The sequence below is a fragment of the Arthrobacter silviterrae genome (assembly GCF_011045165.1).
Taxonomy (GTDB): Bacteria; Actinomycetota; Actinomycetes; order Actinomycetales; family Micrococcaceae; genus Specibacter; species Specibacter silviterrae.
The window spans coordinates 132,239-155,169 of record NZ_JAAKZI010000003.1 but is presented as its reverse complement, the minus strand read 5'-3'; the positions used below and the strand labels follow the sequence as shown (position 1 = coordinate 155,169).

Sequence of the window (22,931 nt, the reverse complement as noted above, 5' to 3'; positions counted from 1 at the left end):
CGGGAGGCCGCCGGACCGGCCGCACGGGGGCCGGCTTCCGCGCCCGGGTTCCCCCCGGCCCGCGCCGCTCGTCTAGAGTCGTAGGTATGCACATGGCACCCAAAACCACCCTCAACAACGGCGTCGCGATCGACCAGCTCGGCTACGGCGTGTACAAGGTCCCGGCGGAAGATTGCGCCAACCTTGTCTCCACGGCCATCGACGCCGGCTACCGCACCGTGGACACGGCCGCACTCTATGGCAACGAAGAGGGCGTGGGCAGGGCTGTCAACGCCGCCGTCATGGCAGGAACGCCGCGGGAGGACCTCTTTGTCACTTCCAAGGTCTGGAATGACCGCCACGGCTACGATTCCACCCTGGCCGCCTTCGGCGAGTCCATGTCCCGGCTGGGACTGGACTACCTGGACATGTTCCTGATCCACTGGCCGTGCCCCGAACAGGACCTGTTCATCCCCACCTACAAGGCGCTGGAGACCCTCTACCAGGAGGGCCGGGTGCGGGCCATCGGCGTCAGCAACTTCGAACCCGACCACCTGCACCGCCTGCTGGACGCCACCAGCGTGGTCCCGGCGGTGAACCAGGTGGAACTCCACCCCTGGCTGCAGCAGCGCGAACTCCGTGCCCTCCACGCCGAACTGGGCATCACCACCCAGGCGTGGAGCCCGCTGGCCCGCGGACAGCTCCTGGAGGATCCCGTGCTCGCCGCCATGGCCGCCGGCCACGGGCGTTCGACGGCGCAGATCGTGCTGCGCTGGCACGTCCAGTCCGGGCACCTGGTCATTCCCAAGGCAAGCAGCCCGGCCCGGATTGCCGAGAACCTGCACGTTTTTGACTTTTCGCTCAGCGAGGCCGACATGGCCGCCATTGCAGCCCTGGACAGCGGGCGGCGCTCCGGCTCCGACCCCAACAACGTGAACTAGCCGCACATGGCCTTCCTGAAACCGCGCACCGCGCCCGCAGGCACGCCTGTCACCGTGGACCTGTCCGCCCGCGCCACGGAAAACACTGTGGACGTGGACGGAACCCAAGTGCACTACTGGGACTATGCGCCACTCGTGTGGACTGCGGCCACACGCACCATCGTCATGGTGCACGGCTTCCGCGGCGACCACCACGGGCTGGAACGCGTGGTGGAACTGCTTCCCGACCACCGCGTCATCATGCCGGACCTCCCCGGCTTTGGCAGCTCCCCCGCCTTTGCACACGGTGAACACAGCGTGGTGGGCTACGGCGCATTCCTGGCGGGCTTCCTGGACTCACTGGCCCTCGGCACCGGCACGGTGCTGCTGGGCCACTCCTTTGGCTCCATTGTGGCCGCACACTTTGCCGCCTCCCATCCGCACCGCGTGTTCCCCCTGGTCCTGGTCAACCCCATCGCCTCCCCCGCCCTGGAGGGGCCCAAGGGCATCATGACGAAACTGGCCGTTTTCTATTACTGGGCCGCAGCGAGGTTGCCCCGCCCCCTCGGCAACGGCCTGCTGCGCAGCTGGCTCATTGTGCACGTCATGAGCGTCACCATGGCCAAGACCCGGGACCCCAAGCTGCTGGCGTTCATCCACGGCCAGCACCACGCCTACTTCAGCGACTTTGCCGACCGCGACATGCTGCTGGAATCCTTCCGCGCCTCCGTGGGCGGCACTGTCCGGGAAGTTGCTGCCCAGCTCACCCTCCCGGTGCTGCTCATTGCAGGCGCCGAGGATGAAATCGCCACGCTCCCCACACAGCACAAACTCGTGGGGCTGCTGCCGGACGCAGAGCTGGTGGTGATCGACGACGTCGGCCACCTGATCCACTATGAAACCCCCGGGCCCGCGGCGCGGGCCATCGACAGCTTCCTGGAAAGGCACCCAGCCCCGTGACAGCCAGCAACGCACCCGGCCCGGCCGGAGGCCCGTCCCCGGCCGGAAGGCCCAAGATTGTCTTTGACGCCCGCTTTACCCGCCTGGACCACCACGACGGCATCAGCCGCTACGGCGCAAGCCTCATGGCCGCCGTCGCGCCTTTTGCCGACGTGACCATGCTCATTCATGACGAGCGCCAGCTGGCCCTGCTGCCGGAGCTGCCGTGGGTGAAGATCAATTCGCCGCTGTCGCCCATGGAGCTGTTTGTGGCGCGGCACGTGAACAAACTGGGCGCCGGGCTGGTGTTTTGCCCGATGCAGACCATGGGCAGCTGGGGCCGGAAGTACCCCCTGGTGCTGACCCTCCACGACCTCATCTACTATGAGCACCCGGCCCCTCCCGGCTTCCTGCCGGCGCCCGTGCGCGTGCTGTGGCGGCTGTACCACAAGGCGTACTGGCCGCAGCGGCTGCTGTTGAACCGTGCTGACGTGGTGGCAACCATCAGCGAGACCACGCTGGGGCTGATGAACAAGTTCCGGCTCACGCGCAAGCCCATCCGCATTGTCGGCAACGCCCCGCAAGGCAACCGCGTGCCCCGGGACCCTGCCGTTGTCCCGGACAAGTCCCTGGTCTACATGGGCTCGTTCATGCCGTACAAGAACGTTGAAACGCTCATTGCCGGCATGGCGGAACTGCCTGATTTCACCCTTCACCTGCTCAGCCGGATCACCCCGCAGCGCCGGGCCGAACTCTCAGCGCTGGTTCCCGCCGGTGCCGCCGTGGAATTCCACAATGGCGTTACGGATGCCGTATACGACGACATGCTGCTGCGCGCCACGGCCCTCGTCACGCTGTCCAAGGCGGAAGGCTACGGCCTCCCGCTGGTCGAGGCCATGGCACTCGGCACGCCCGTGGTGGTGGCCGACACGGACATTTTCCGCGAAGTGGGGGGAGCCGCCGCCCGTTACGTGCCGGCAGACTCGCCCACAGCATTTGCCGCCGCCGTGCGCGCCCTGGACGACCATGCCGCATGGCAGGAATGCTCGACGGCGTCGGTCGCCCAGGCGGGCACCTTCAGTTGGGAGGCCTCCGCCAAGGAGTTGCTCGCCATCGCCGGGGAGCTGCGGCCCGGGCACTGAGAACCGGGCACTGAGAAGCCGGCACTGAGAACGGGGCAGGGAACTTTAGATGACGTCAACGCCGTCGCAGCGGACCTGCACGGCGGATCCCACCTTGCGGGCGGCGTTGGCGGCCTTCAGGGCACGCATGGCACCCGTGACGGTGGCGGCCATGGCGTAGGGGAAGAAGACCAGAGTCCGGTAGTCGGGGGCGCTGTCCCCGTCAACGCCCGGGCGGGCACCGTAGGAGCCCGGCACCGGTGCCGGCCCCACTGTCCGTGCGGATTCCGGCAGGTCCAGGGCAGCCGCGAAGGCAACAACATCGGCTTCCGCCCCGGTCAGTGCCGCCACCCGCACGGCCGGGGGCAGCCCCAGCTCATGGCGCAGCCCGAACTCGCGCTCCGCGTAGCCGGCCGGATCCCACCGGACCAGTGCCTGCACCTCGATGGAGTCGTCCGCCGTGACAACCACTGTGCCGCCCTCCCTGGCCGGTCGCACCAGCGCCGCGGCATTCATCCAGCGCCGCAGGGTGTCTTCCCCCGAGCGCAGGGATTCGCGCCGGAGCATCGCGTCACCGTCCAGAAGCAGGGCTGCCGCGTAGCCCCTCGGGGCCACCGGTTCCGCGCCGACGGTGGCAACCACAATGGCCGGCCGGTCAGGGACAACGGCCTTGACGTGGTCACCGGCCGAGGAAATGACGGGAACCGACGGAAAGGCACGCCCCAGTTCCTCCGCAGTCCGCAGCGCACCCACGGCAGAGGCGCGCAAGGTGTGGTTCCCGCAGGTGGGGCAGCTGAAGGACGTTTCCGCCCGGCCGCACCAGCGGCATGTGACCAGCACCTGGCTGGAACCAGGTGCCCGGGACTGCATGAGCGGCCCCGTGCACTCCGTGCACCTGGCCGCCTCCCGGCAACGTTGGCAGGCAAGTGCGGGTGCGTAGCCCGTGCGGGCCACCTGGACCAGCACCGGCCCGGACTTGAGGGCGGCCCGGGCGCTTTCCCAGGCGCGGTGGGGCAGCCGCGCCAGCGATGCCAGCGGATCGCGCTCCTGTTCCCAGCTGTCAGCGGTGCTGACCACGCGGGCAGTCTCCGTCCGTGCCACGGGACGTTCAGCGACCAGGGACTGGGCCCACCCGGTGGCCACCAGCCGCTGGGACTCCATGCTGCGGCTGTGGCAGGCCATGAGCACGGCCGTGTCCTCCACCTCCGAGCGCAGCAGCAGGACGTCGCGGCTGTGCTGGTACGGCGTCCGGCGTTCAAGGTGAAGCTCGTCGCCGTCGTCCCAGCAGCACACCAGGCCCAGGTCGGTGACGGGGGCATAGGCGGCGGAACGGGTCCCGATGACTATCTTTACATCGCCGCTGAGCACGCGAAGAAAGTTGTCGTAGCGCAGGCTCGGGGCGTCGTCGGCCGTGAGCTTCACGAAACTGCCGGCCGGCAGCACAGAAGCACAGGCCTTCTCCAGCAGTTCCAGGTCGCGGAGGTCGGGCACCACCACAATGGCGCCGCGGCCGGACAGCTGGCAGTAGGCCGCGGCCTGGGCAAGCTGGTGGTGCCAGGAGGCAGGGCCGTACCCGGACAGCGACTGCAGCACCGCCTTGGGCGACGCCCCCATGGCCAGGCGGGTGAGAAAGTCCTCGGCATGTGCATAGCCGCGGAACAGGGAATGGCCCGGGTGCGCCGCCGGCGGGGGCGCCGGCACGGCACGTCCCCCCGGCACACCGGCGTCCAGGCCCTTGCCGGGCGCGGCCGGGGCGCCTGCAAGTGCGGCAGCGTCCGCGCGCTCCTGCAATTGTTTCAGATACCCCTTGTCCAGGCTGGCCACGCGGGGCGGCACTGCAACGCGCAGCACATCAGCCACCGTGCCGCTATAGCGGGCGGCCACCCGGCGGGCCAGTTCCAGCACCTGCGGGGCCAGCACGGGAACTGCCGAATAAACCCGGGACAGCGGCACCAGGCGCTCGGATTCCGAATGCTCAGCACGGCCAACCAGAAAGCCGTTGAGGTCCTGTCCGGAGAACTTGACCCGCACGCGCACACCCGGCTGCGCGTCTGCGTCCAGCTCTTTGGGGACGGAATAGTCAAAGACCCTGTCAAGGTGCGGCAGTGCTGAGTCAATCACCACCTGGGCCACGGGCAGCGCCGGTGCCAATTCCACGCCGCTGTGCGGGTCAGCCACCCGCTCGCGGCCCACAAAGCCGCTCAGGAGGGTCAGCTGGACGCCCGGTTCCTGGTGCGCTGCCATGGCGTCCTCCCTCCTGTAGCAACGGCGGGCAGCCACGGTGGCCGCAAGCCGGGGCGGTATTGCCCCTGAAACCAGCTAAGCACAGCCTGCCGACAAATTGCCGGCCGCTGTGCTTGGCTGTGGACAACCCGGGCCCAAATGCGCCCCGGGCGGGGCCTAGGCGTTGAAAAAGGCCTTCAGGGCATCCACACGGTCAAGGTTTTCCCACGTGAAGTCGGGGTCGTCACGGCCAAAGTGGCCGTGCGCGGCCGTCTTGGCGTAAATGGGGCGCTTGAGGTCCAGGTCCCGGATGATGGGGCGCGGGCGGAGGTCAAAGACGGACTCGATGGCCTGCTCAATCCGACGCGGGTCCACGGTCTCGGTGCCAAACGTCTCCACATAAATCCCCACGGGCCGCGCAACGCCGATGGCATAGCCCACCTGGACCTCGGCGCGGGACGCCAGCCCGGCCGCCACCACATTCTTGGCAACCCAGCGCACGGCGTAGGCGGCCGAGCGGTCCACCTTTGACGGGTCCTTGCCGGAGAACGCGCCGCCGCCATGGCGTGCCATGCCGCCGTAGGTGTCAACAATGATCTTCCGCCCGGTCAGCCCGGCATCGCCCACGGGACCACCCACCACAAAGGCGCCTGCGGGGTTCAGGTGGGCCTTCATGGCGGAAAGGTCCAGTCCGGAGGCGTCCATGACGGGCGCAATGACAAATTCCTGCAGGTCCGCACGGAGCCTGTCCAGAGAGGTGCCTTCGGCGTGCTGGCTGGAAATGACCACGGTGTCCACGGAGACGGGGACGTCGCCGTCGTACCCGATGGTCACCTGGGTCTTGCCGTCGGGGCGCAGGTAGGCCAGCTGCCCGGACTTGCGGACATCCGTCAAGCGCTCGGAGAGGCGGTGTGCCAGGAAAATGGGGGTGGGCATGTAGGACGCAGTCTCATTGCTGGCATAGCCAAACATCAGGCCCTGGTCGCCGGCGCCCTGGGCGTCGTCCTCATCCACCGCGGTGCCTTCACGCACCTCCAGGGAATTGAACACGCCGTCAAAGATGTCCTGTGACTGCTGGCCGATGGAGACTGAGACGCCGCAGCGGGCGCCGTCGAAACCGTTCGCGGAAGAGTCGTAACCGATGTCCAGGATGGTGTTGCGGACAATCTGCGGAATTTCCACATACGCGTTGGTGGTGACCTCGCCGGCCACGTGCACCAGGCCCGTGGTGGCCATGGTTTCCACAGCCACGCGGGAATCGGGGTCCTCGGCGAGCAGCGCGTCCAGGATGGCGTCGCTGATTTGGTCGCAGATCTTGTCCGGATGCCCCGCAGTCACTGACTCGGAGGTAAAAAGGCGCAAGGGGTTCGCTGTTGTCACTGATTCACTCTACTTGGTTCTGGTTCGTGCCCCGTTGGCAGGGGGCTTGGCTTGAAACACGCGTTCACACACGGCGGGCTAGGGGCTGCCGAGCCGCCCCGCTATGACACGCACGACGGCGTCCGCCACCTCGCGCTTGCTGCCGGCGGCCTGCACGGTGCCGGCACCGTCGAGGGCCAGGATTTCCACCCGGTTGCCGTCCTGGCCGAAGACCTTTTCGGTGCCCGACTCCCCCGGACCGACCTCGTTGACCACCAGGAGGTCACAGCCCTTGCGCTGCAGTTTTGCCTGCGCATAGCTGAGGGCGTCGGATTCAGAGTCGCCGGTTTCAGCGGCGAAGCCCACAATGAGCTGGGCGCGGTTTTGGGCGGCACGGTGCGCCACAATTTCCACCAGGATGTCCGGGTTGCGGACCAGCTTGATGACGGGATCCGCCACGTCGTCGCGCTTTTTGATCTTGCCGGTGGAAATGGTGGCCGGGCGGAAGTCGGCCACGGCGGCAGCCATGATGACGACGTCAGCCGTGGCGGCTGCGGCGAGGGTGGCCGAGCGCAGTTCCAGCGCCGTCTCGATGGACTGCGCCTTCACGCCGGCCGGGGCCGGGACGTCCATGTGGCCGTGAATGAAGGTGACCTCGGCACCGGCTGCGAGGGCGGATTCGGCCAGCGCCACGCCCTGCTTGCCGGAGGACTTGTTGCCCAGGAAGCGGACGGGGTCCAGCGGTTCACGCGTGCCGCCTGCCGTGATCACCACCTGACGGCCCACCAGCGGCCGGGCACCAGCCGGGGACCCGGCGTCGTGCGTGTTGGGGGCAGCCGGGCTGCCCACCAGCTCCATGGCTGCGGCCAGGATCACCTCGGGATCCGGCAGCCGGCCGGGGCCGGTGTCCGGGCCGGTGAGCCGTCCGACGGCGGGTTCCAGCACGTGCACCCCGCGCGAGCGGAGGGTGGCCACATTGGCCGCCGTGGCAGCGTGCCGCCACATTTCCGTATGCATGGCGGGGGCAAACAGCACCGGCCCGCGGGCCATCAGCAAGGTGGTGGTCAGGAGGTCGTTGGCCTGCCCGCCGGCGGCCCGGGCCAGGAGGTCGGCCGTGGCGGGGGCGACCACGATGAGGTCCGCTTCGTGTCCGATGCGCACATGGTTGACCTGGTCAACGGCATCGAATACGTCGTTGGTGACCGGCTGCCCGCTGAGTGCCTCCCACGTGGCCACGCCCACAAATTTCGTGGAAGCCTCCGTGGGGATGACAGTGACCCGGTGCCCGGCCTCGGTGAAAAGGCGCAGCAGCAGGGCCGACTTGTAGGCGGCGATTCCGCCGCCCACGCCCAGGACAATGTTCAGCACGGTCACCGGCTCGGCGCGGGGCGCTTAGGCGGTTTCGATCGGCGTGGAGACCAGCAGGCCCTCGTCGATTTCACGGTAGGCGATGGAAAGCGACTTTTCGTTGAGCTTCGTGTCCACCAGCGGGCCGACATACTCAAACAGGCCCTCGTGGAGCTGTGCGTAGTACGCGTTGATCTGCCGGGCGCGCTTGGCACCAAAGATGACCAGCCCGTACTTCGAGTCCGAACGCTCCAGCAGGGAGTCGATGGGCGGGTTGATGATGCCTTCGAGTTGTGTAGTCAATTGCTTCTCCAAAATATGTATGGGTGACGCCTGTTAGTCACGGTGGCTGGGGGTGAGGCCCATCAGGGTGACAAGCTCGGCTGCGGCGCGGCCTACCTCATCGTTGATGATGGTGTAGTCAAACTCCGGCTGGGCAGCAAGTTCCAGTTTAGCTGTTTCCAGGCGGCGGTGCTGTTCCTGGGCACTTTCCGTGCCGCGGCCCACCAGCCGGCGGACAAGTTCATGCCAGCTGGGCGGGGAAAGAAACACAAAGTCGGCCTCCGGCATGGCCTGTTTGACCTGGCGGGCGCCCTGGAGGTCGATCTCCAGGAGCACCGAACGGCCAGCCGCGACGGCGTCCTCGACGGTGCTGCGCAGCGTGCCGTAGCGGTTGACGCCGTGGACCACGGCCCACTCGAGCAGCTCGCCGGCCGCCACCAGGGCGTCGAATTCCTCGGCGGTCTTGAAAAAGTAGTGGACGCCTTCCACCTCGCCGGGCCGGGCCGGGCGCGTGGTCGCAGACACGGACAGCCACACCTGCGGGTAATTGTCACGGATGAAGGTGGACACCGTGCCCTTGCCGACGGCTGTGGGACCGGCCAGAACAGTCACACCGCTGCGGGCCTTGGTGCGGACGGTATTTTCCACCGGCAGGACGGGCCCGTTCAAGAGTCCTGTCCCAGGTACTCCACAAGGGTGCGGCGCTGGTGCACGCCCAGCCCCCTCACCCGGCGGGTTGGGGCTATCCCCAGCTCGCTCATAATCACTGTTGCACGTACCTTTCCAATGCCCGGTAGGGCTTCCAATAAATCGCTCACCTTGAGCCTGCCCAGTGCCGGTTCATGGGCTGCAGCGGCAATGACGGCCGCCACGCTCACCTTGCCGTTCTTCAGCTCCCGCTTTGTTTCCGAACGCCTGGTCCGGGCGGCCGCAGCTTTTTTCAGGGCAGCTGAGCGTTCCTGGCTTGAGAGCGATGGCAAACTCACAACTGGCTCCTCAAATGGCCACGGTACGGACAGCTTCAGCAAAAGCGGGTGTCTACTGAACCTATCCGCACCGGGCAGGCAAAATCAATCCGGCGGCACTACAGGCCTTGCAGGGCCTCCCGGGTGGCTGCCCGGAGCGCGGCAACATCCGGGCCGGCGGCCAGGATTCCGCGGCTGGAGGTGGCCAGCACGGCCGGATAGGAAGCCCCAAAGGTGGCCCGCAGGTCCGCCCCGGTGGCACCCTGGGCGCCGAGTCCGGGTGCCAGGATGGGCCCGCGCACAGCCGACAGGTCAATGCCGAGGTCCGCCAGCGCCGAACCGACGGTGGCGCCGACCACCAGGCCCACCGAGCCCAGCACATCCCGGGCATAGCGCTGGTTTTCGACGGCGGCCGCCCCGGCGATGCGCCGGGCCACGGACTCGCTGCCGCCCACATGCTGGACGGAGGCCCCCTCGGGGTTGGAGGTCAAGGCCAGGACGAACACCCCCCTGCCGTTGGCGGCGGCCAGGTCAAGCGCCGGGCGCAGCGATTCGAAACCCAGATACGGGCTCAGGGTCACGGCGTCCGCGGCAAGCGTGGAGCCGTCACGAAGCCAGGCATCCGCGTAGCCGGCCATGGTGGAGCCGATGTCCCCCCGTTTCGCGTCTGCGATGGTCAGCACGCCGGCCTGCGAGGCGGCGGCCAGGAGTTCCTCCAGGGCGGCCATGCCGGCCGAGCCGTGCCGCTCATACAGGGCCACCTGCGGCTTGACGGCCGCGGCCAGCGGGGCCACCGCCTCCAGTGCCGCCAGGGAAAAGCTGCGCAGCCCGCCGGGAGTGTCGGGCAGGCCCCAGGCGGCCAGGAGGCCCGGGTGCGGGTCGATGCCCACGCACAAAGGCCCCTTAGCCTGCATGGCAGCCCACAGGCGCGCACCGAAGGGGGCGCGCCCGGCCCCGCCCTGTGTGGCCGGGGCTGCCGGGCCCGCCGCCGCGCCGGGCCCGTCCGGGCTAGGCATTCTGCGCCGCCAGGCCGGCCTGGAGCACCTGCGCATGCTCCTGCAGGCTGGTCACATCCCACTCATAGTGGCGCAGCGCCTCCATGGCCTGGACGGCCACGTTGAATTCGGCCACGGTGGTGATGCAGGGCTTGCCGTTGGAGACGGCGGCGGCACGGATTTCGTAACCGTCGCCGCGGGCCTGGCCGCCCGTAGGCGTGTTGAAGATCATGTCGATCTCACCGTTGTTGATGAGGTCCACCACTGTGCCCTCACCTTCCGCCGAACTGCCCTCGGCCACCTTGCGCACCGTGGTGGAGTTGATGCCGTTGCGGCGCAGCACATCGGCGGTGCCCCCCGTGGAGACAATTTCATAGCCCAGGTCCACGAGGCGCTTTACGGCCATGATGATGGAGCGCTTGTCGCGGTTCGCCACGGAGACAAACACCTTGCCCGAGACGGGCAGGGCGCCGTTGGCCGCGGCCTGGCTCTTAGCGAAGGCCGTGTCAAAGTGCTTGTCGATGCCCATGACCTCGCCCGTGGAGCGCATTTCCGGGCCCAGCAGGGAGTCGACAACGTGCCCCTCGGGGGTGCGGAAACGGCTGAACGGCATGACGGCCTCCTTCACAGCAACCGGTGCGCTGTCGGGGAGGTTTCCGCCGTCGCCCACTTCCGGCAGGATGTGGTGGACGCTGCGCAGGTGTGCAATGGACACCCCGGTGCCGATGAGTGCGGCGGCCTTGGCCAGCTGCACGCCGGTTGCCTTGGAGACAAACGGCACGGTGCGGGAGGCACGCGGATTGGCCTCCAGCACATAGAGCACGTCGGCGGCCAGGGCAAACTGGATGTTGATGAGGCCGCGCACGCCCACGCCTTCGGCAATGGCCCGGGTCGCCTCGCGGACCCGCTCCTGCACGTCCTTGCCCAGGGTGATGGGGGGAAGGACGCAGGCGGAGTCGCCGGAGTGGATGCCGGCCTCCTCAATGTGTTCCATGATGCCGCCGAGGTACATGTCCTTGCCGTCAAAGAGCGCGTCCACGTCGATTTCGATGGCGTCCTCGAGGAACCTGTCGATCAGCACAGGGTGGGCCTGCGTGATTTCAGTGGCGTTCTTGATGTACCGGGACAAATTGCTTTCGTCGTAGACGATCTCCATGCCGCGCCCGCCCAGCACATAGGAGGGCCGGACCAGGACGGGGTAGCCGATTTCGTCGGCGATCTTCTTGGCGTCGTTGAAGGAGACGGCCGTGCCATTCTTCGGCGCCAGGAGGCCGGCGTCATCCAGCACGCGGGAGAACATGCCGCGGTGTTCGGCCAGGTCGATCGCCTCCGGGGACGTGCCCAGGATCGGCACGCCGGCGTCGGCCAGTTCCTGTGCCAGCTTCAGCGGGGTCTGGCCGCCCAGCTGGACGAACACGCCCATGACGCCGCCGGTGCGTTCCTCCGCGGCGATGATTTCCAGCACGTCCTCAAGCGTCAGCGGCTCGAAGTACAGGCGCGTGGAGACGTCGTAGTCGGTGGAGACGGTTTCGGGGTTGCAGTTGACCATCACGGTCTCGTAGCCGGCCTTGCGCAGCGCCATGGAGGCGTGCACGCAGGAGTAGTCAAACTCAATGCCCTGGCCAATCCTGTTCGGGCCCGAACCCAGGATGATGATGGACGGCTTTTCGTGCAGCGCAATCTCGTCCTCCTCATCGTAGGAGGAGTAGTGGTAGGGCGTGTAGGCGGCAAATTCGGCGGCACAGGTGTCCACAGTCTTGTACACGGGGCGGATGTCCAGGGCCTGCCGCACGCCGCGCACCACGGCCTCGGAGTTGTGGGTCAGGGAGCCGATCTGGGCGTCGGAGAAGCCGTGGCGCTTGGCCAGCTTCAGCATGTCCGGCGTCAGCGCGGTGGACTGGCGGATGGTCACGGCCACCTCATTCAGCAACACCAGCTGGTCCAGGAACCAGGGGTCGATCCCCGTCGCGGCGTACAGTTCCTCGATGGTGCCCCCGCCCAGCAGTGCGCGCTGGACCTGGGACAGACGTTCCGTCGTCGGGCGCTTGGCGGCTTCAATCAGGTCCGGGACGTCCAGGGCGTTCACGGAGCTGAAGTCCAGGCTGGAGCCCTTCTGCTCAAGGGAGCGCAGGGCCTTTTGCAGGGCCTCGGTGAAGTTGCGGCCAATGGCCATGGCCTCGCCCACGCTCTTCATGGTGGTGGTCAGGGTGGGGTCCGCGGCCGGGAACTTTTCAAAGGCAAAGCGCGGGACCTTGACCACCACGTAGTCAAGCGTGGGTTCGAAGGAGGCCGGCGTCTTCTGCGTGATGTCGTTGGGGATTTCATCCAGTGTGTAGCCCAGGGACAGCTTGGTGGCGATCTTGGCGATGGCAAAGCCGGTGGCCTTGGACGCCAGGGCGGATGACCGGGAGACGCGCGGGTTCATCTCAATGACGACGACGCGGCCCGTGTCCGGCTCGATGGCGAACTGGATGTTGCAGCCGCCGGTGTCCACGCCCACCTCGCGGATGACAGCGATGGAAATGTCGCGCAGGTTTTGGTATTCGCGGTCCGTCAGCGTCATGGCCGGGGCCACGGTGATGGAGTCGCCCGTGTGGACGCCCACCGGGTCAAAGTTTTCGATGGAGCAGACCACCACGACGTTGTCGTTCTTGTCGCGCATCATCTCCAGCTCGTATTCCTTCCAGCCGAGGATGCTCTCTTCGAGCAGCACCTCGGTGGTGGGGCTGTACTGCAGCCCCTGGCCCACAATGCGGTCCAGGTCCGACGGCGTGTAGGCCAGGCCGGAGCCCAGCCCGCCCATGGTGAAGGAGGGGCGGACCACCATGGGGTAGCCCAGGTCCTCGGCGGCCTCGTGGGCTTCCTCCAGGGTGTGGATGATGTGGCTGCGGGCCGATTCGGCGCCGCAGCGCTCCACCACGCCCTTGAACTTTTCGCGGTCCTCGCCCAGTTCGATCGCGGCGATGTTGGCGCCGATCAGCTCGACGTTGTACTTGGCAAGCACGCCAGCCTTGTCGAGGGCAATGGCGGTGTTGAGGGCCGTCTGCCCGCCCAGGGTGGGCAGCACGGCGTCGGGCCGTTCCTTGGCAATGATTTTTTCCACCACCTCGGGGGTGATGGGTTCAACGTAGGTGGCGTCGGCGAACTCGGGGTCCGTCATGATGGTGGCCGGGTTGGAGTTGACCAGGATGACCCTCAGGCCCTCCTCCTTCAAAACGCGCAGGGCCTGCGTGCCGGAGTAGTCAAACTCGGCGGCCTGGCCGATCACAATCGGGCCGGAACCAATGACCAGGACTGACTTCAGGTCTTCTCTCTTCGGCATTACTTGGATTCCTCGGTCTCGTTCTGGGTGGCTGCGGTGCTCTTCTTGTTCCGGCCCATCAGCGCGATGAACCGGTCAAACAGGTAGGCGGCGTCATGGGGGCCCGCCGCTGCCTCGGGGTGGTACTGGACGGAGAACGCCGGGATGTCCAGGCAGGAAAGTCCCTCCACCACCTGGTCGTTGAGGCTGATGTGGCTGACCTCGACGCGGCCAAACCGGTCCTCGGGGGCCCGGGTGGCCCCGTCCAGGGGTGCGTCGACTGCGAAGCCGTGGTTCTGGCTGGTGATCTCCACTTTGCCCGTGCTGCGGTCCATGACAGGCTGGTTCATGCCGCGGTGGCCGTAGCGCAGCTTGTAGGTGCCGAAGCCCAGGGCGCGGCCCAGGATCTGGTTGCCGAAGCAGATGCCGAAGTACGGAACTCCCGCTTCCAGGAAGCTGCGCACAAAGCCCACCTGCCGGTCCGCGGTGGCCGGGTCGCCGGGGCCGTTGGAGAGGAACACTCCGTCCGGGTTCAGGGCCTGCGCTTCCTCGAACGTGGTGGCGGCTGGCAGCACGTGCACGCGCACGCCGCGCTCTGCAAAGCGGTGAGGGGTCATCGACTTCATGCCCAGGTCCAGCGCCACAATGGTGAAGAGGGGCTCGCCGTCCCAGCCGTGCTCGGCGGGTTCCACGGCGTAGCGCTCGGCCACGCTGACCTCTTCCGCGAGTTGAAGGCCCTCCATGGAGGGCTGTTTGGCCACTTCGGCCAGCAGTTCCGCCTCAGGGCGGGACGCGCCGGCGCCGGAGAAGATGCCTGCCTTCATGGCGCCACGTTCGCGCAGGTGTCGGGTGATGGCGCGGGTGTCAACGCCCTGGATCCCCACGATGCCCTGGGCGCGGAGCTCGTCGTCAAGCGTGCCTTCCGAGCGCCAGTTGGACGGGCGGCGTGCGGCGTCCCGCACCACGTAGCCGGCGGCCCAGATCCTGGTGGACTCGTTGTCCGCCTGGTTCACGCCGGTGTTGCCGATGTGCGGGGCGGTCTGGACTATCAGCTGGCGGGCGTAGGAGGGGTCAGTCAGGGTCTCCTGGTAGCCGGTCATGCCGGTGGTGAACACGGCCTCGCCCAGCGTGGTGCCCTCGGCCCCGTAGCTTGTGCCCCGGAAGATGCGGCCGTCTTCCAGGACCAACAGTGCCTGTGCAGGCATGGATGCTTCACTCATTCGCTTTGTTCCTTCTTGATGTCTGCGTCAGCTGATGATGTTTCGGGCAGTTCGGCGCCATCCGGCGGCAGGAGCTCCTGCAGGGCCCTGACCAGCGGCCTTTTTGCCTCGGCCGCCGTGGTCCTGAATCCCGTGTCCACGGACAATGTGCCCAGGCGCCAAGTCATGACCACCAGGCCGTCCTTCTCGACAAACTTTCCCGCCATGCCACTTTGCGTCCCTATTTCCGTCAGTGCGTCGCGGGGGATGAACACGTCCGCCGCGCCGCTGCGGGCGATCAGGATGCCCCCGGCGTGGATGCCGAGGACGGCCTTGGTGCGCAACCCCAGCCCGTGGACGGCGATCCTGTCCAGCCAGTCCCCCTCGGAGGTGGTGGTGACGTACTGGCCGGGCACGCTCAGGCTGGCCGGGCCGGCGTCGTCCGGAACGGGGGGCAGTTCGGCGATGCCGCCCTGGCGCTTGAGCTTGTTCCGCCAGCCCCACCACATGAGGGCGAAAATGGCCAGCAGGATCGCCAGCGTGATCAGGACGGGAACTGTGCGGTCGCCCACTAGTTCCCTCCGTGGATGAAGGGGGTGTTCAGTTTTCCGTCCAGGACCGTGGGGTGGCCGTGGAAGAAGGTGGCCACCACCCGCCCGGGCAGTTCCATGCCGGCAAAGGGTGAGTTCCGGCCCTTGGTGGCCATGGCGGCAGGGTCAACGTTCCAGCGGGCCGCAGGGTCAACCAGCACCAGGTTGGCCGGCTCGCCCACCTCCAGTGGACGGCCCTGATCGGCCAGCTGGCCAATGGCGGCCGGTGCGGTGGAAGTAACCCGGGCTACGTCGGCCCAGCTCATCAAGCCCGTCTCAACCATGGTCTCCTGGACCACTGACAGGGCCGTTTCAAGGCCTGTCATGCCCATGGCCGCGGCCGCCCACTCGCATTCCTTGGCCTCGCTGGGGTGCGGTGCGTGGTCGGTCCCGACAATGTCGATGGTGCCGTCAGCCAATGCCGCCCGCAGGGCGTGGACGTCGGCGTCGGCCCGCAGGGGCGGGTTGACCTTGTAAACCGGGTTCCAGCTGCGCACCAGTTCCTCGGTGAGCAGGAGGTGGTGCGGCGTGACCTCGGCCGTGACGTTGATGCCGCGCTCCTTGGCCCAGCGGATGATTTCGACCGAGCCGGCGGTCGAAACGTGGCAGACGTGCAGGCGCGAGCCCACGTGCTGGGCCAGCAGTACGTCACGGGCAATGATGGATTCCTCCGCGACGGCGGGCCAGCCGGCCAGGCCGAGGACGGCGGAGACCTTGCCCTCGTTCATCTGTGCGCCCTCGGTCAGGCGGGGTTCCTGGGCATGCTGGGCGATGACGCCGTCGAACGCCTTGACGTATTCCAGGGCCCGGCGCATCATGACGGGGTCGCTGACGCAGATGCCGTCGTCGGAGAACACCCGGACGCGCGCACGGGAATCGGCCATGGCCCCCAGTTCGGCGAGCTGCTTGCCGGCCAGGCCCACGGTGACGGCGCCCACGGGGCGCACGTCAACCCAGCCTGATTCGCGGCCCAGCGTGTAGACCTGCTCCACCACGCCTGCCGTGTCGGCCACCGGCGAGCTGTTGGCCATGGCGTGCACCGCCGTGAAGCCGCCCAGTGCCGCCGCGCGGGTTCCGGTTTCGACGGTTTCGGAGTCCTCCCGGCCGGGTTCGCGCAGGTGCGTGTGCAGGTCCACCAGGCCGGGCAGGGCCACCAGCCCGGCTGCGTCAATGACAGTGGCGTCCCCCACCACGTCCGGGCCCAGGTTTTCTCCGGCGGCGGCGATGATGCCGCCGCGCACCAGCAAGTCGCCGGCCGCGGTGCCGAGCAGGGATGCCCCGCGGATGAGGTAGCTGGCGGCAGTCATGAATTGTCCTTTGCGTTCGACGGTGCGGGGGTTGCTTGCTCGCGCATTTCGCCCGACAGCAGCAGGTACAGGGCGGCCATTCTCACCGACACGCCATTGCGCACCTGGGGGAGCACCGTGGAGCGTGCCGAGTCGGCCGCCGAGGATGAGATTTCCAGACCCCTGTTCATGGGCCCCGGGTGCATGATGATGGTGTCCTTGAGCTTGAGTTCGTCCAGCCTGGCCAGCCGGGCGTCGTCGAACCCCCAGCGGCGGGCATATTCCCGGGTGGACGGGAAGAACGAGGCATCCATGCGCTCGGCCTGGACGCGGAGCATCATGATGGCGTCAACCCCGGCGTCCAGTGTGGCGTCCAGGTCGTAGCTGACTTCGCATGGCCAGTGCCCGACTCCGACGGGCAGCAGGGTGGGCGGCGCCACGAGGGTCACGTGCGCTCCGAGGGTGCGCAGCAGCCACACATTGGACCGTGCCACCCGGGAGTGGAGCACATCGCCGGCAATGACAACGCGCATGCCGGCCAGGTCGCCGCCCACGGACGGCGTGCCTGCCAGCTGCGACCAGTGGGCGCGCATGGTGAAGGCGTCCAGCAAGGCCTGGGTGGGGTGGGCGTGGGTGCCGTCCCCGGCATTGATCACGGCCGCGTCAATCCAGCCGGACGTGGCCAGGCGCGCAGGTGCCCCGGAGGCCCAGTGTCGGATGACGACGGCGTCAGCGCTCATGGCCTCCAGTGTCTGGGCCGTGTCCTTCAGCGACTCGCCCTTGGAGACCGAGGAGCCCTTGGCGCTGAAGTTGATGACGTCCGCTGAAAGCCGCTTGGCTGCCGCCTCGAAGGATATGCGGGTGCGCGTGGAGTCCTCGAAGAACAGGTTCACCACGGTGCGCCCGCGCAGGGCGGGCAGCTTCTTTACTTCGCGCTCCCCCACGGCCGACATTTCCTGGGCTGTGTCAAGGATTTGGATGGCGTTGTCGCGGCTGAGGCTTTCGGTGTCAAGGAGGTGCCTCATGCGCCGGCCTCGATGACAACCTGGTCGGCTGCGCCGGGGCCGTCGATCCCCGCGAGGCGGACCCTGACCTTTTCGCTCGAGGAAGTGGGCAGGTTTTTGCCCACATGGTCGGCACGGATGGGCAGTTCGCGGTGGCCCCGGTCCACGAGGACAGCCAGGCGGACGGCGCGGGGGCGGCCCAGGTCCACCAGGGCGTCCAGCGCGGCGCGAATGGTCCGCCCCGAGTACAGGACGTCGTCAACCAGCACAATGACCTTGTTGTCGATGCCGGAGACGGGGAGCGCGGTGCGTTCCGGGGCGCGGGTGGGGTGGTGGGCCAGGTCGTCACGGAACATGGTGACGTCCAGCTGGCCGACAATGGCCTGCGGGTCAATGGTGGGATCAGTGGCGGCGAGTTTCGCGGCCAGGCGCTGGGCGAGAGGATAACCGCGCCGGGGAATGCCCAAGAGGAGGAGGTTCGCCGAACCCTTGTTGGCTTCCAGAATTTCATAGGCGATACGAGTCAACGCGCGGTCGATGTCTGCTGCGGTCAGGACCACACGCGACACATTGGCCGATGCTGCGTTGAACGGTGCTTCCTCAAATGCTGCCGAGGGGCTGCTCATTTTCTCGCGTCCCCCTTTCCCCGCCTCACAGGACGGAATTAAAAGGATGATTGCATTTCCAAAACTACCACAGGCCCCACCTGCCCGCGCGGCCCCTTGGAGCGCCACCGGGCTGGCCCTAAGGTTGAACCATGACTGAACCCGGGCCCTGGACACAGCCACAGCCACAGCCGCAGCCGCAGTGGCAGGCGCCGTTGCAGGCGCCGCCCCAAGCGCCTCTTCCCCAGGCGCCGCTTGCCCAGTTGGGACAGCCACCGGCAGGGCAAACATGGACGGCCCAGTCCCCGTCGCCTGAATACTGGCACCACCCGGCACCGCTGGCCCCCCGGCGGCGGCGCGGCACGGGGATGCGTGTGACAAACATCATCCTGCTGTGCCTGCTGGGGTTGGTCACCGCGGGGACCCTGGCAGTCTTTGCCTACTCGATCGGCGCCAGCGTTTTCCTCATCTGCGGCACCCTGGCCCTGGTCCCGCTGACCATCTGCGTCCTGACCCTGATGTGGATTGACCGTTGGGAGCCGGAACCAAAGACCGCCCTTGCCTTCGGATTTTGCTGGGGCGCCGGAATGGCGGTGATTGCGGCCCTGGTGGTGGGAAGCTGGGTGCAGCCGCTGCTGATGGCCGGCAACGTCTCGGCCGATCCCAGCATGGTGGGTGCCGTGATCCAGGCACCCCTGGTCGAGGAACTGTGCAAGGGCGCCGGCGTGCTGCTGCTGTTCTTTCTGCGCCGGCGCACCTTTGACGGCCCGATTGACGGCGTGGTTTATGCCGGCATCATCGCCGCAGGTTTTGCGTTCACGGAAAACATTCTCTACTTTGGCCAGGCCCTGGACCAAAGCAACGGCGCGGCCGGCGGGCTGGTGGGCATCTTCCTGATGCGCGGGCTCATGTCCCCCTTCGCCCATGTCATGTTCACCGGCGCCTTGGGCGCCTGCGTGGGCTACGCAGCCCGCCACGGCGGCACGGCCCTGGTGCTGGGGGCATGGGTGGTGGGTCTCATCCCCGCCATGCTCCTGCACGGGCTGTGGAACGGGATGACATTTGTGGGCGGCAACTTCTTCATCATGTACGGCGCGCTCCAAATGCCCATCTTCGTGCTGTTCCTCGTGGGCATCATCCTCCTGCGCCGCTCGGAGGCACGGCTCACACGCCGCCGCCTGGGCGACTATGTGCCGTCCGGGTGGTTCAGCCAGCAGGAGGTGCCGATGCTCGCCACCGGTGCAGGCCGGCGTCGTGCCTTGTCCTGGGCGCGCACCTTTGGCGGCGGAAGCACCATGAAGGAATTCATCCGCGTGGCAACCCGCCTGGCCTTCACCCGGAACCGGCTGCTGGTTGACGCCGCGGGCCGCCCCGGCAGCGCAGGGGCCCGCCGCTTTGCCGAGGCCCAGGCCCAGGAGCTTGCCCTGCTGCACAAGTCCACGGCCGCCCGGAGCGAGCTTTTGGGCCGGCACGCCGCCGCCGTGTGGCACGCCCAGCACCCCTTAAACAACTAAGTGTCAGAAACTGCACTCGAATCAACTGTTTTGAGTTGATTCGAGTGCAGTTTCTGACACACAGTTGAGGGGGCTAGGCGAGCAGGGTGGGCTTGATCTGCTGCAGCCGGCCCAGCAGGCCGTTGACGAACTGGGGGGACTCGTCCGTGGACAGGGTCTTCGCCAATTCCACCGCCTCGCTCACCGCGACTGCGTCGGGGACGTCGTCGTTGTAGAGCAGTTCCCAGGCGCCGACCCGGAGGATGATGCGGTCGACGGCGGGCATGCGCTCGAGGGTCCAGCCCTGGGAATACGTCTGCAGGAATTCGTCAATGCTATCCTGCATGGCGGTGACGCCCTCCACCAGGTCCACCGTGTAGACGTTGATGACCTGGTCCGTCTTTTCACGCCGTGCCGTCAGGGCCGAGAAGGCAGAGACGTCGCGCTGCTCAGCCTCGAACAATATGTCCAGGGCACGGCGGCGGGCCTTGCTGCGCGCCGAATTTGGTTTGCCCGAAGGGCTGTTGTGCGTGCTTGCCACTACTCGCTGACACGTCCCAGGTAGCTGCCGTCGCGGGTGTCAACCTTGACGAGGGTGTTGTTGTCAATGAAGAGGGGGACCTGGATCTCGTAACCCGTTTCAACGGTGGCCGGCTTGGTTCCGGCGGAGGAGCGGTCGCCCTGCAGGCCGGGCTCGGTGTAGGTGATGCGCAGCTGGACCGACGGCGGCAGTTCCAGGTAGAGCGGCGTCCCCTCGTGCAGGGCAATCGTCACGTGGAGGTTTTCCAGCATGAAGTTGGTGGCCTCGCCAACGGTCTTGCCCGAGACGGTGAGCTGGTCGTAGTTCTGGGTGTCCATGAACACGAAGTCTTCGCCGTCCTGGTACAGGTACTCATAGTCCGAGCGGTCAACCGTGGCGGTCTCGATCTTCAGGCCCGCATTGAAGGTCTTGTCAACAACTTTGCCGGAGAGGATGTTGCGCATCTTGGTGCGCACAAAGGCACCGCCCTTGCCCGGCTTGACGTGCTGGAACTCAATGATGTTCCACAGCTGTCCCTCAAGCTTGAGAACGGTGCCGTTCTTGATGTCATTCGTGGTTGCCACAATTGCCTCTAACGTATAAGTGTTATCAAAAATCCATTGACCATACTACCGCATGGGGGAACTACTGCCGCTCGGCCAGGTCCAGGGCCCGCTGCAGCGACACCGTGGAGGAATAGATGGCGGAGGCGTCCGCCCCTGCCGCCACCCTTTGCTCCAGGGCAGTGGCGAAACTCCTGGCCGCAGCATCAAAGTTGCCGTTGCTAAAGTACACCTTGCCCAGCTGCTGGTGGATCCAGGCCTCCAGGGACGAATCCGCGACGGCGGGAATCAACGCCTTGAGCACCCTTTCGGCACGGTCAAAATGCTTCGTGGCGCGCAGCACCTCGGCGTCCAGGACCTGGAGCCGGATGGATTGCGGATCCGCCACCCGGGCGTCGGCGGCCATTTCCGCAGCCTCCGCAGTCAGCCCGCGGGCCAGCAGCACAAACACGTGGTCGGCTGCATCGTGGCTCAGTTCCAGGGCCTGGGCGCACGTGTCCTCGTCAACCACTTCGGGCAGCAGGGTTTCAGGGTTGACGGCCGTCCCCGGGAAGCCCGCTGAGGGCCAGTCCTTGAGTGACATCTACGAAGCAATCTCCTGGTAGGCGGCAAACAGCAGCGACGGGTCCGGCACCTCAAGGATCCCCGGCTGGCCAATGCCGTCAAGGACCACAAAGCGCAGCAGGTCCCCGCGCGTTTTCTTGTCCCGGCGCATGCCGTCCAGCAGCGCCTGCCAGCGGTCCTTGCGGTACGTCAGGGGCAGTCCCAGCATGTCCAGGATGCGCCGGTGCCGGTCCGCATCCTCGTCGCTGAGCCGGCCCACGCTGCGGGAGAGCTCCGCGGCAAACATCATGCCGACGGACACGGCGGCACCGTGGCGCCACGAGTAGCGTTCGGCGTGCTCAATCGCGTGGCCCAGGGTGTGGCCGTAATTCAGGGTCTCCCGGAGTCCGGCCTCCTTGAGGTCCTCGGACACCACCTTGGCCTTGACGGCGATGGCACGTTCAACTAGTTCACGCAGCACGTCCGAACGGGGGTCAAGAGCGGCCGCCGGATCGGCCTCGATGAGGTCCAGGATTGCCGGGTCCGCGATAAAGCCGCACTTGACCACCTCGGCCATGCCCGAGATCATTTCGTTCTTCGGCAGCGTGTCAAGGGTGTCCAGGTCCACCAGCACGCCCGCCGGGGGGTGGAACACGCCCACCAGGTTCTTGCCCTCTGCCGTGTTGATGCCCGTCTTGCCGCCCACGGATGCGTCGACCATGCCCAGCAGGGACGTGGGCAGGTGGATGACCCGCACGCCCCGCAGCCAGGTGGCGGCGACAAAGCCGCCGACGTCGGTCACGGCACCTCCGCCGACGGCCACTATCGCATCGGAGCGGGTGAAGTCGTTTTGGCCCAGGACCTGCCAGCAAAAGGCAGACACCTGGATGTGCTTGCCTTCCTCGGCGTCGGGAATTTCCGCCGTGAGCGCCGTGAAACCGGCAGCCTCAAGGTCATCACGGACGGCATCCCCCGTCATGCGCAGCGCCCGGGGGTGGATGACCAGCACGCGTTTGACCCTCTCGCCGAGCAGCCCGGGAAGGTTGGCCAGCAGCTTCCGGCCCACTACGACGTCGTAGTTTTCGGCGGGTGCCGGGCCGGTGACCTTGATGACGGTGTTCAATTCATTCACGGTGCGGTGTTCTCTTTCCTTTGTTCTGCGTCCAGGATGGCGATGAGTTCCGCCACCAGCTCCGGCACGCTTGAATTGCTGACGTCAAGGGTGATGTCAGCGAGTCGGGAATACACGGGGATCCGCACGGCTGCCAGGCGCATCCAGGCCTTGACCGGATCCCCCGCCAGCAGCGGCCGTCCGGTGTTGCGAACAATCCGTTCCCGCACGGTTTCCACGGTTGCCTGCAGGAACACCACTGTGGACCTGCCCAGCAACTGCTGGGTGCCCGTGTCCAGGACGGCCCCTCCCCCGAGGGAAAGAACCACCGGCTTGGGCTTGTCGGTGTCCAGGACGTCGGCCACCGCCCGTGCCTCGAGCTGGCGGAAGTGGTGCTCCCCCCTGGCCCCGAAGATGCGCGGGATGGGCCCGTGCTTGGCGACGATGCGCTGGTCGGTGTCGATGAAGTCCACGCCAAGCACGCGGGCCAGCTCCGCACCGATCACGGACTTGCCAACGGCCATCGGCCCCACCATGACGATGGGACGGACAGGCACGAACCGTGGCGCCCGGTCTTGTTCCGTCC

Annotated in this window: 22 protein-coding genes; 4 read left to right on the top strand and 18 right to left on the bottom strand. The window is 67.1% G+C overall.

What is annotated here, in order from left to right; translation table 11 throughout:
* The first annotated feature begins 86 nt into the window (after positions 1–86).
* The 3 genes from G6N77_RS03515 to G6N77_RS03505 are packed head-to-tail and all read left to right on the top strand — an operon-like array spanning position 87 to position 2,980.
* Complete coding sequence (locus G6N77_RS03515) at positions 87–920, top strand: aldo/keto reductase (RefSeq protein WP_165180617.1); 834 nt, start codon at positions 87–89, stop codon at positions 918–920.
* Between the two features lie 6 nt (positions 921–926).
* On the top strand, positions 927–1,859 hold the full coding sequence (locus G6N77_RS03510) for an alpha/beta fold hydrolase (protein ID WP_165180616.1): 933 nt from the start codon (positions 927–929) through the stop codon (positions 1,857–1,859).
* A complete protein-coding gene (locus tag G6N77_RS03505) occupies positions 1,856–2,980 on the top strand; it encodes a glycosyltransferase family 4 protein (protein WP_306986660.1) in 1,125 nt (374 codons plus the stop codon). Before G6N77_RS03510 ends, G6N77_RS03505 begins: the two co-directional genes overlap by 4 nt.
* A 45-nt stretch (positions 2,981–3,025) precedes the next feature.
* Here G6N77_RS03505 and G6N77_RS03500 read toward each other — a convergent pair whose 3' ends face one another.
* The 13 genes from G6N77_RS03500 to pyrR all read right to left on the bottom strand — a co-directional run bounded on the left by G6N77_RS03500 (position 3,026) and on the right by pyrR (position 18,136).
* Positions 3,026–5,203, bottom strand: a complete 2,178-nt coding sequence (locus tag G6N77_RS03500; protein ID WP_165180615.1) for a primosomal protein N' — start codon at positions 5,201–5,203, stop codon at positions 3,026–3,028.
* Positions 5,204–5,359: 156 nt separating this feature from the next.
* Positions 5,360–6,562, bottom strand: coding sequence for a methionine adenosyltransferase (metK, locus tag G6N77_RS03495; RefSeq protein WP_165180614.1), 1,203 nt, complete (start codon positions 6,560–6,562; stop codon positions 5,360–5,362).
* 78 nt (positions 6,563–6,640) lie between these two features.
* On the bottom strand, positions 6,641–7,906 hold the full coding sequence (coaBC, locus tag G6N77_RS03490; protein WP_165180642.1) for a bifunctional phosphopantothenoylcysteine decarboxylase/phosphopantothenate--cysteine ligase CoaBC: 1,266 nt from the start codon (positions 7,904–7,906) through the stop codon (positions 6,641–6,643).
* 27 nt (positions 7,907–7,933) lie between these two features.
* Positions 7,934–8,191, bottom strand: coding sequence for a DNA-directed RNA polymerase subunit omega (gene rpoZ / locus G6N77_RS03485; RefSeq protein WP_165180613.1), 258 nt, complete (start codon positions 8,189–8,191; stop codon positions 7,934–7,936).
* A gap of 33 nt (positions 8,192–8,224) precedes the next feature.
* Positions 8,225–8,839 carry a guanylate kinase gene (gene gmk / locus G6N77_RS03480; RefSeq protein WP_240901642.1) on the bottom strand — a complete coding sequence of 205 codons (615 nt, stop codon included), beginning with the start codon at positions 8,837–8,839 and terminating at the stop codon, positions 8,225–8,227.
* Positions 8,836–9,156, bottom strand: coding sequence for an integration host factor, actinobacterial type (mihF, locus tag G6N77_RS03475; protein ID WP_165180612.1), 321 nt, complete (start codon positions 9,154–9,156; stop codon positions 8,836–8,838). Before mihF ends, gmk begins: the two co-directional genes overlap by 4 nt.
* A gap of 98 nt (positions 9,157–9,254) precedes the next feature.
* Positions 9,255–10,151, bottom strand: a complete 897-nt coding sequence (gene pyrF, locus G6N77_RS03470; protein WP_165180611.1) for an orotidine-5'-phosphate decarboxylase — start codon at positions 10,149–10,151, stop codon at positions 9,255–9,257.
* Positions 10,144–13,452: a carbamoyl-phosphate synthase large subunit gene (gene carB / locus G6N77_RS03465; protein WP_165180610.1), complete on the bottom strand. Its 3,309-nt coding sequence runs from the start codon at positions 13,450–13,452 to the stop codon at positions 10,144–10,146. The genes pyrF and carB overlap by 8 nt, the downstream gene beginning before the upstream one ends.
* A complete protein-coding gene (gene carA, locus G6N77_RS03460) occupies positions 13,452–14,651 on the bottom strand; it encodes a glutamine-hydrolyzing carbamoyl-phosphate synthase small subunit (RefSeq protein WP_165180609.1) in 1,200 nt (399 codons plus the stop codon). Before carA ends, carB begins: the two co-directional genes overlap by 1 nt.
* On the bottom strand, positions 14,648–15,202 hold the full coding sequence (locus tag G6N77_RS03455; protein ID WP_306986664.1) for a PH-like domain-containing protein: 555 nt from the start codon (positions 15,200–15,202) through the stop codon (positions 14,648–14,650). Before G6N77_RS03455 ends, carA begins: the two co-directional genes overlap by 4 nt.
* Positions 15,202–16,527 (bottom strand): dihydroorotase, encoded by a 1,326-nt coding sequence (locus G6N77_RS03450; RefSeq protein ID WP_165180608.1) that lies wholly within the window; start codon positions 16,525–16,527, stop codon positions 15,202–15,204. The genes G6N77_RS03455 and G6N77_RS03450 overlap by 1 nt, the downstream gene beginning before the upstream one ends.
* Complete coding sequence (locus G6N77_RS03445) at positions 16,524–17,531, bottom strand: aspartate carbamoyltransferase catalytic subunit (protein ID WP_165180607.1); 1,008 nt, start codon at positions 17,529–17,531, stop codon at positions 16,524–16,526. The genes G6N77_RS03450 and G6N77_RS03445 overlap by 4 nt, the downstream gene beginning before the upstream one ends.
* The gene (gene pyrR / locus G6N77_RS03440) at positions 17,528–18,136 is read right to left on the bottom strand and encodes a bifunctional pyr operon transcriptional regulator/uracil phosphoribosyltransferase PyrR (protein ID WP_165180606.1); all 609 of its coding nucleotides are present in this window, start codon (positions 18,134–18,136) and stop codon (positions 17,528–17,530) included. Before pyrR ends, G6N77_RS03445 begins: the two co-directional genes overlap by 4 nt.
* Before the next feature lie 353 nt (positions 18,137–18,489).
* On the opposite strand from pyrR, the gene G6N77_RS03435 reads away from it, so the two are divergent.
* Positions 18,490–19,629 (top strand): PrsW family intramembrane metalloprotease, encoded by a 1,140-nt coding sequence (locus tag G6N77_RS03435; protein ID WP_165180605.1) that lies wholly within the window; start codon positions 18,490–18,492, stop codon positions 19,627–19,629.
* A 73-nt stretch (positions 19,630–19,702) separates the two neighbouring features.
* Here the strand turns inward: G6N77_RS03435 and nusB are convergent, their stop codons facing one another.
* The 5 genes from nusB to G6N77_RS03410 form a co-directional block, all read right to left on the bottom strand.
* On the bottom strand, positions 19,703–20,149 hold the full coding sequence (nusB, locus tag G6N77_RS03430; RefSeq protein WP_165180604.1) for a transcription antitermination factor NusB: 447 nt from the start codon (positions 20,147–20,149) through the stop codon (positions 19,703–19,705).
* Positions 20,149–20,712, bottom strand: a complete 564-nt coding sequence (gene efp, locus G6N77_RS03425; protein ID WP_165180603.1) for an elongation factor P — start codon at positions 20,710–20,712, stop codon at positions 20,149–20,151. The genes nusB and efp overlap by 1 nt, the downstream gene beginning before the upstream one ends.
* Positions 20,713–20,773: 61 nt before the next feature.
* Entirely contained in the window at positions 20,774–21,274 is a 501-nt protein-coding gene (locus G6N77_RS03420) for a tetratricopeptide repeat protein (RefSeq protein ID WP_165180602.1), read from the bottom strand.
* A complete protein-coding gene (gene aroB / locus G6N77_RS03415) occupies positions 21,275–22,366 on the bottom strand; it encodes a 3-dehydroquinate synthase (protein WP_165180601.1) in 1,092 nt (363 codons plus the stop codon).
* Complete coding sequence (locus G6N77_RS03410) at positions 22,363–22,869, bottom strand: shikimate kinase (protein WP_240901641.1); 507 nt, start codon at positions 22,867–22,869, stop codon at positions 22,363–22,365. Before G6N77_RS03410 ends, aroB begins: the two co-directional genes overlap by 4 nt.
* Positions 22,870–22,931 lie beyond the last annotated feature (62 nt).

Coding starts and splice junctions, on each gene's coding strand:
- G6N77_RS03515 (WP_165180617.1), top strand. CDS start 87: ATGCACATGGCACCCAAAACCACCCTCAACAACGGCGTCGCGATCGAC.
- G6N77_RS03510 (WP_165180616.1), top strand. CDS start 927: ATGGCCTTCCTGAAACCGCGCACCGCGCCCGCAGGCACGCCTGTCACC.
- G6N77_RS03500 (WP_165180615.1), bottom strand. CDS start 5,203: ATGGCAGCGCACCAGGAACCGGGCGTCCAGCTGACCCTCCTGAGCGGC.
- pyrF (WP_165180611.1), bottom strand. CDS start 10,151: ATGCCTAGCCCGGACGGGCCCGGCGCGGCGGCGGGCCCGGCAGCCCCG.
- carB (WP_165180610.1), bottom strand. CDS start 13,452: ATGCCGAAGAGAGAAGACCTGAAGTCAGTCCTGGTCATTGGTTCCGGC.
- carA (WP_165180609.1), bottom strand. CDS start 14,651: ATGAGTGAAGCATCCATGCCTGCACAGGCACTGTTGGTCCTGGAAGAC.
- G6N77_RS03450 (WP_165180608.1), bottom strand. CDS start 16,527: ATGACTGCCGCCAGCTACCTCATCCGCGGGGCATCCCTGCTCGGCACC.
- G6N77_RS03445 (WP_165180607.1), bottom strand. CDS start 17,531: ATGAGGCACCTCCTTGACACCGAAAGCCTCAGCCGCGACAACGCCATC.
- pyrR (WP_165180606.1), bottom strand. CDS start 18,136: ATGAGCAGCCCCTCGGCAGCATTTGAGGAAGCACCGTTCAACGCAGCA.
- G6N77_RS03420 (WP_165180602.1), bottom strand. CDS start 21,274: ATGTCACTCAAGGACTGGCCCTCAGCGGGCTTCCCGGGGACGGCCGTC.
- G6N77_RS03410 (WP_240901641.1), bottom strand. CDS start 22,869: ATGGCCGTTGGCAAGTCCGTGATCGGTGCGGAGCTGGCCCGCGTGCTT.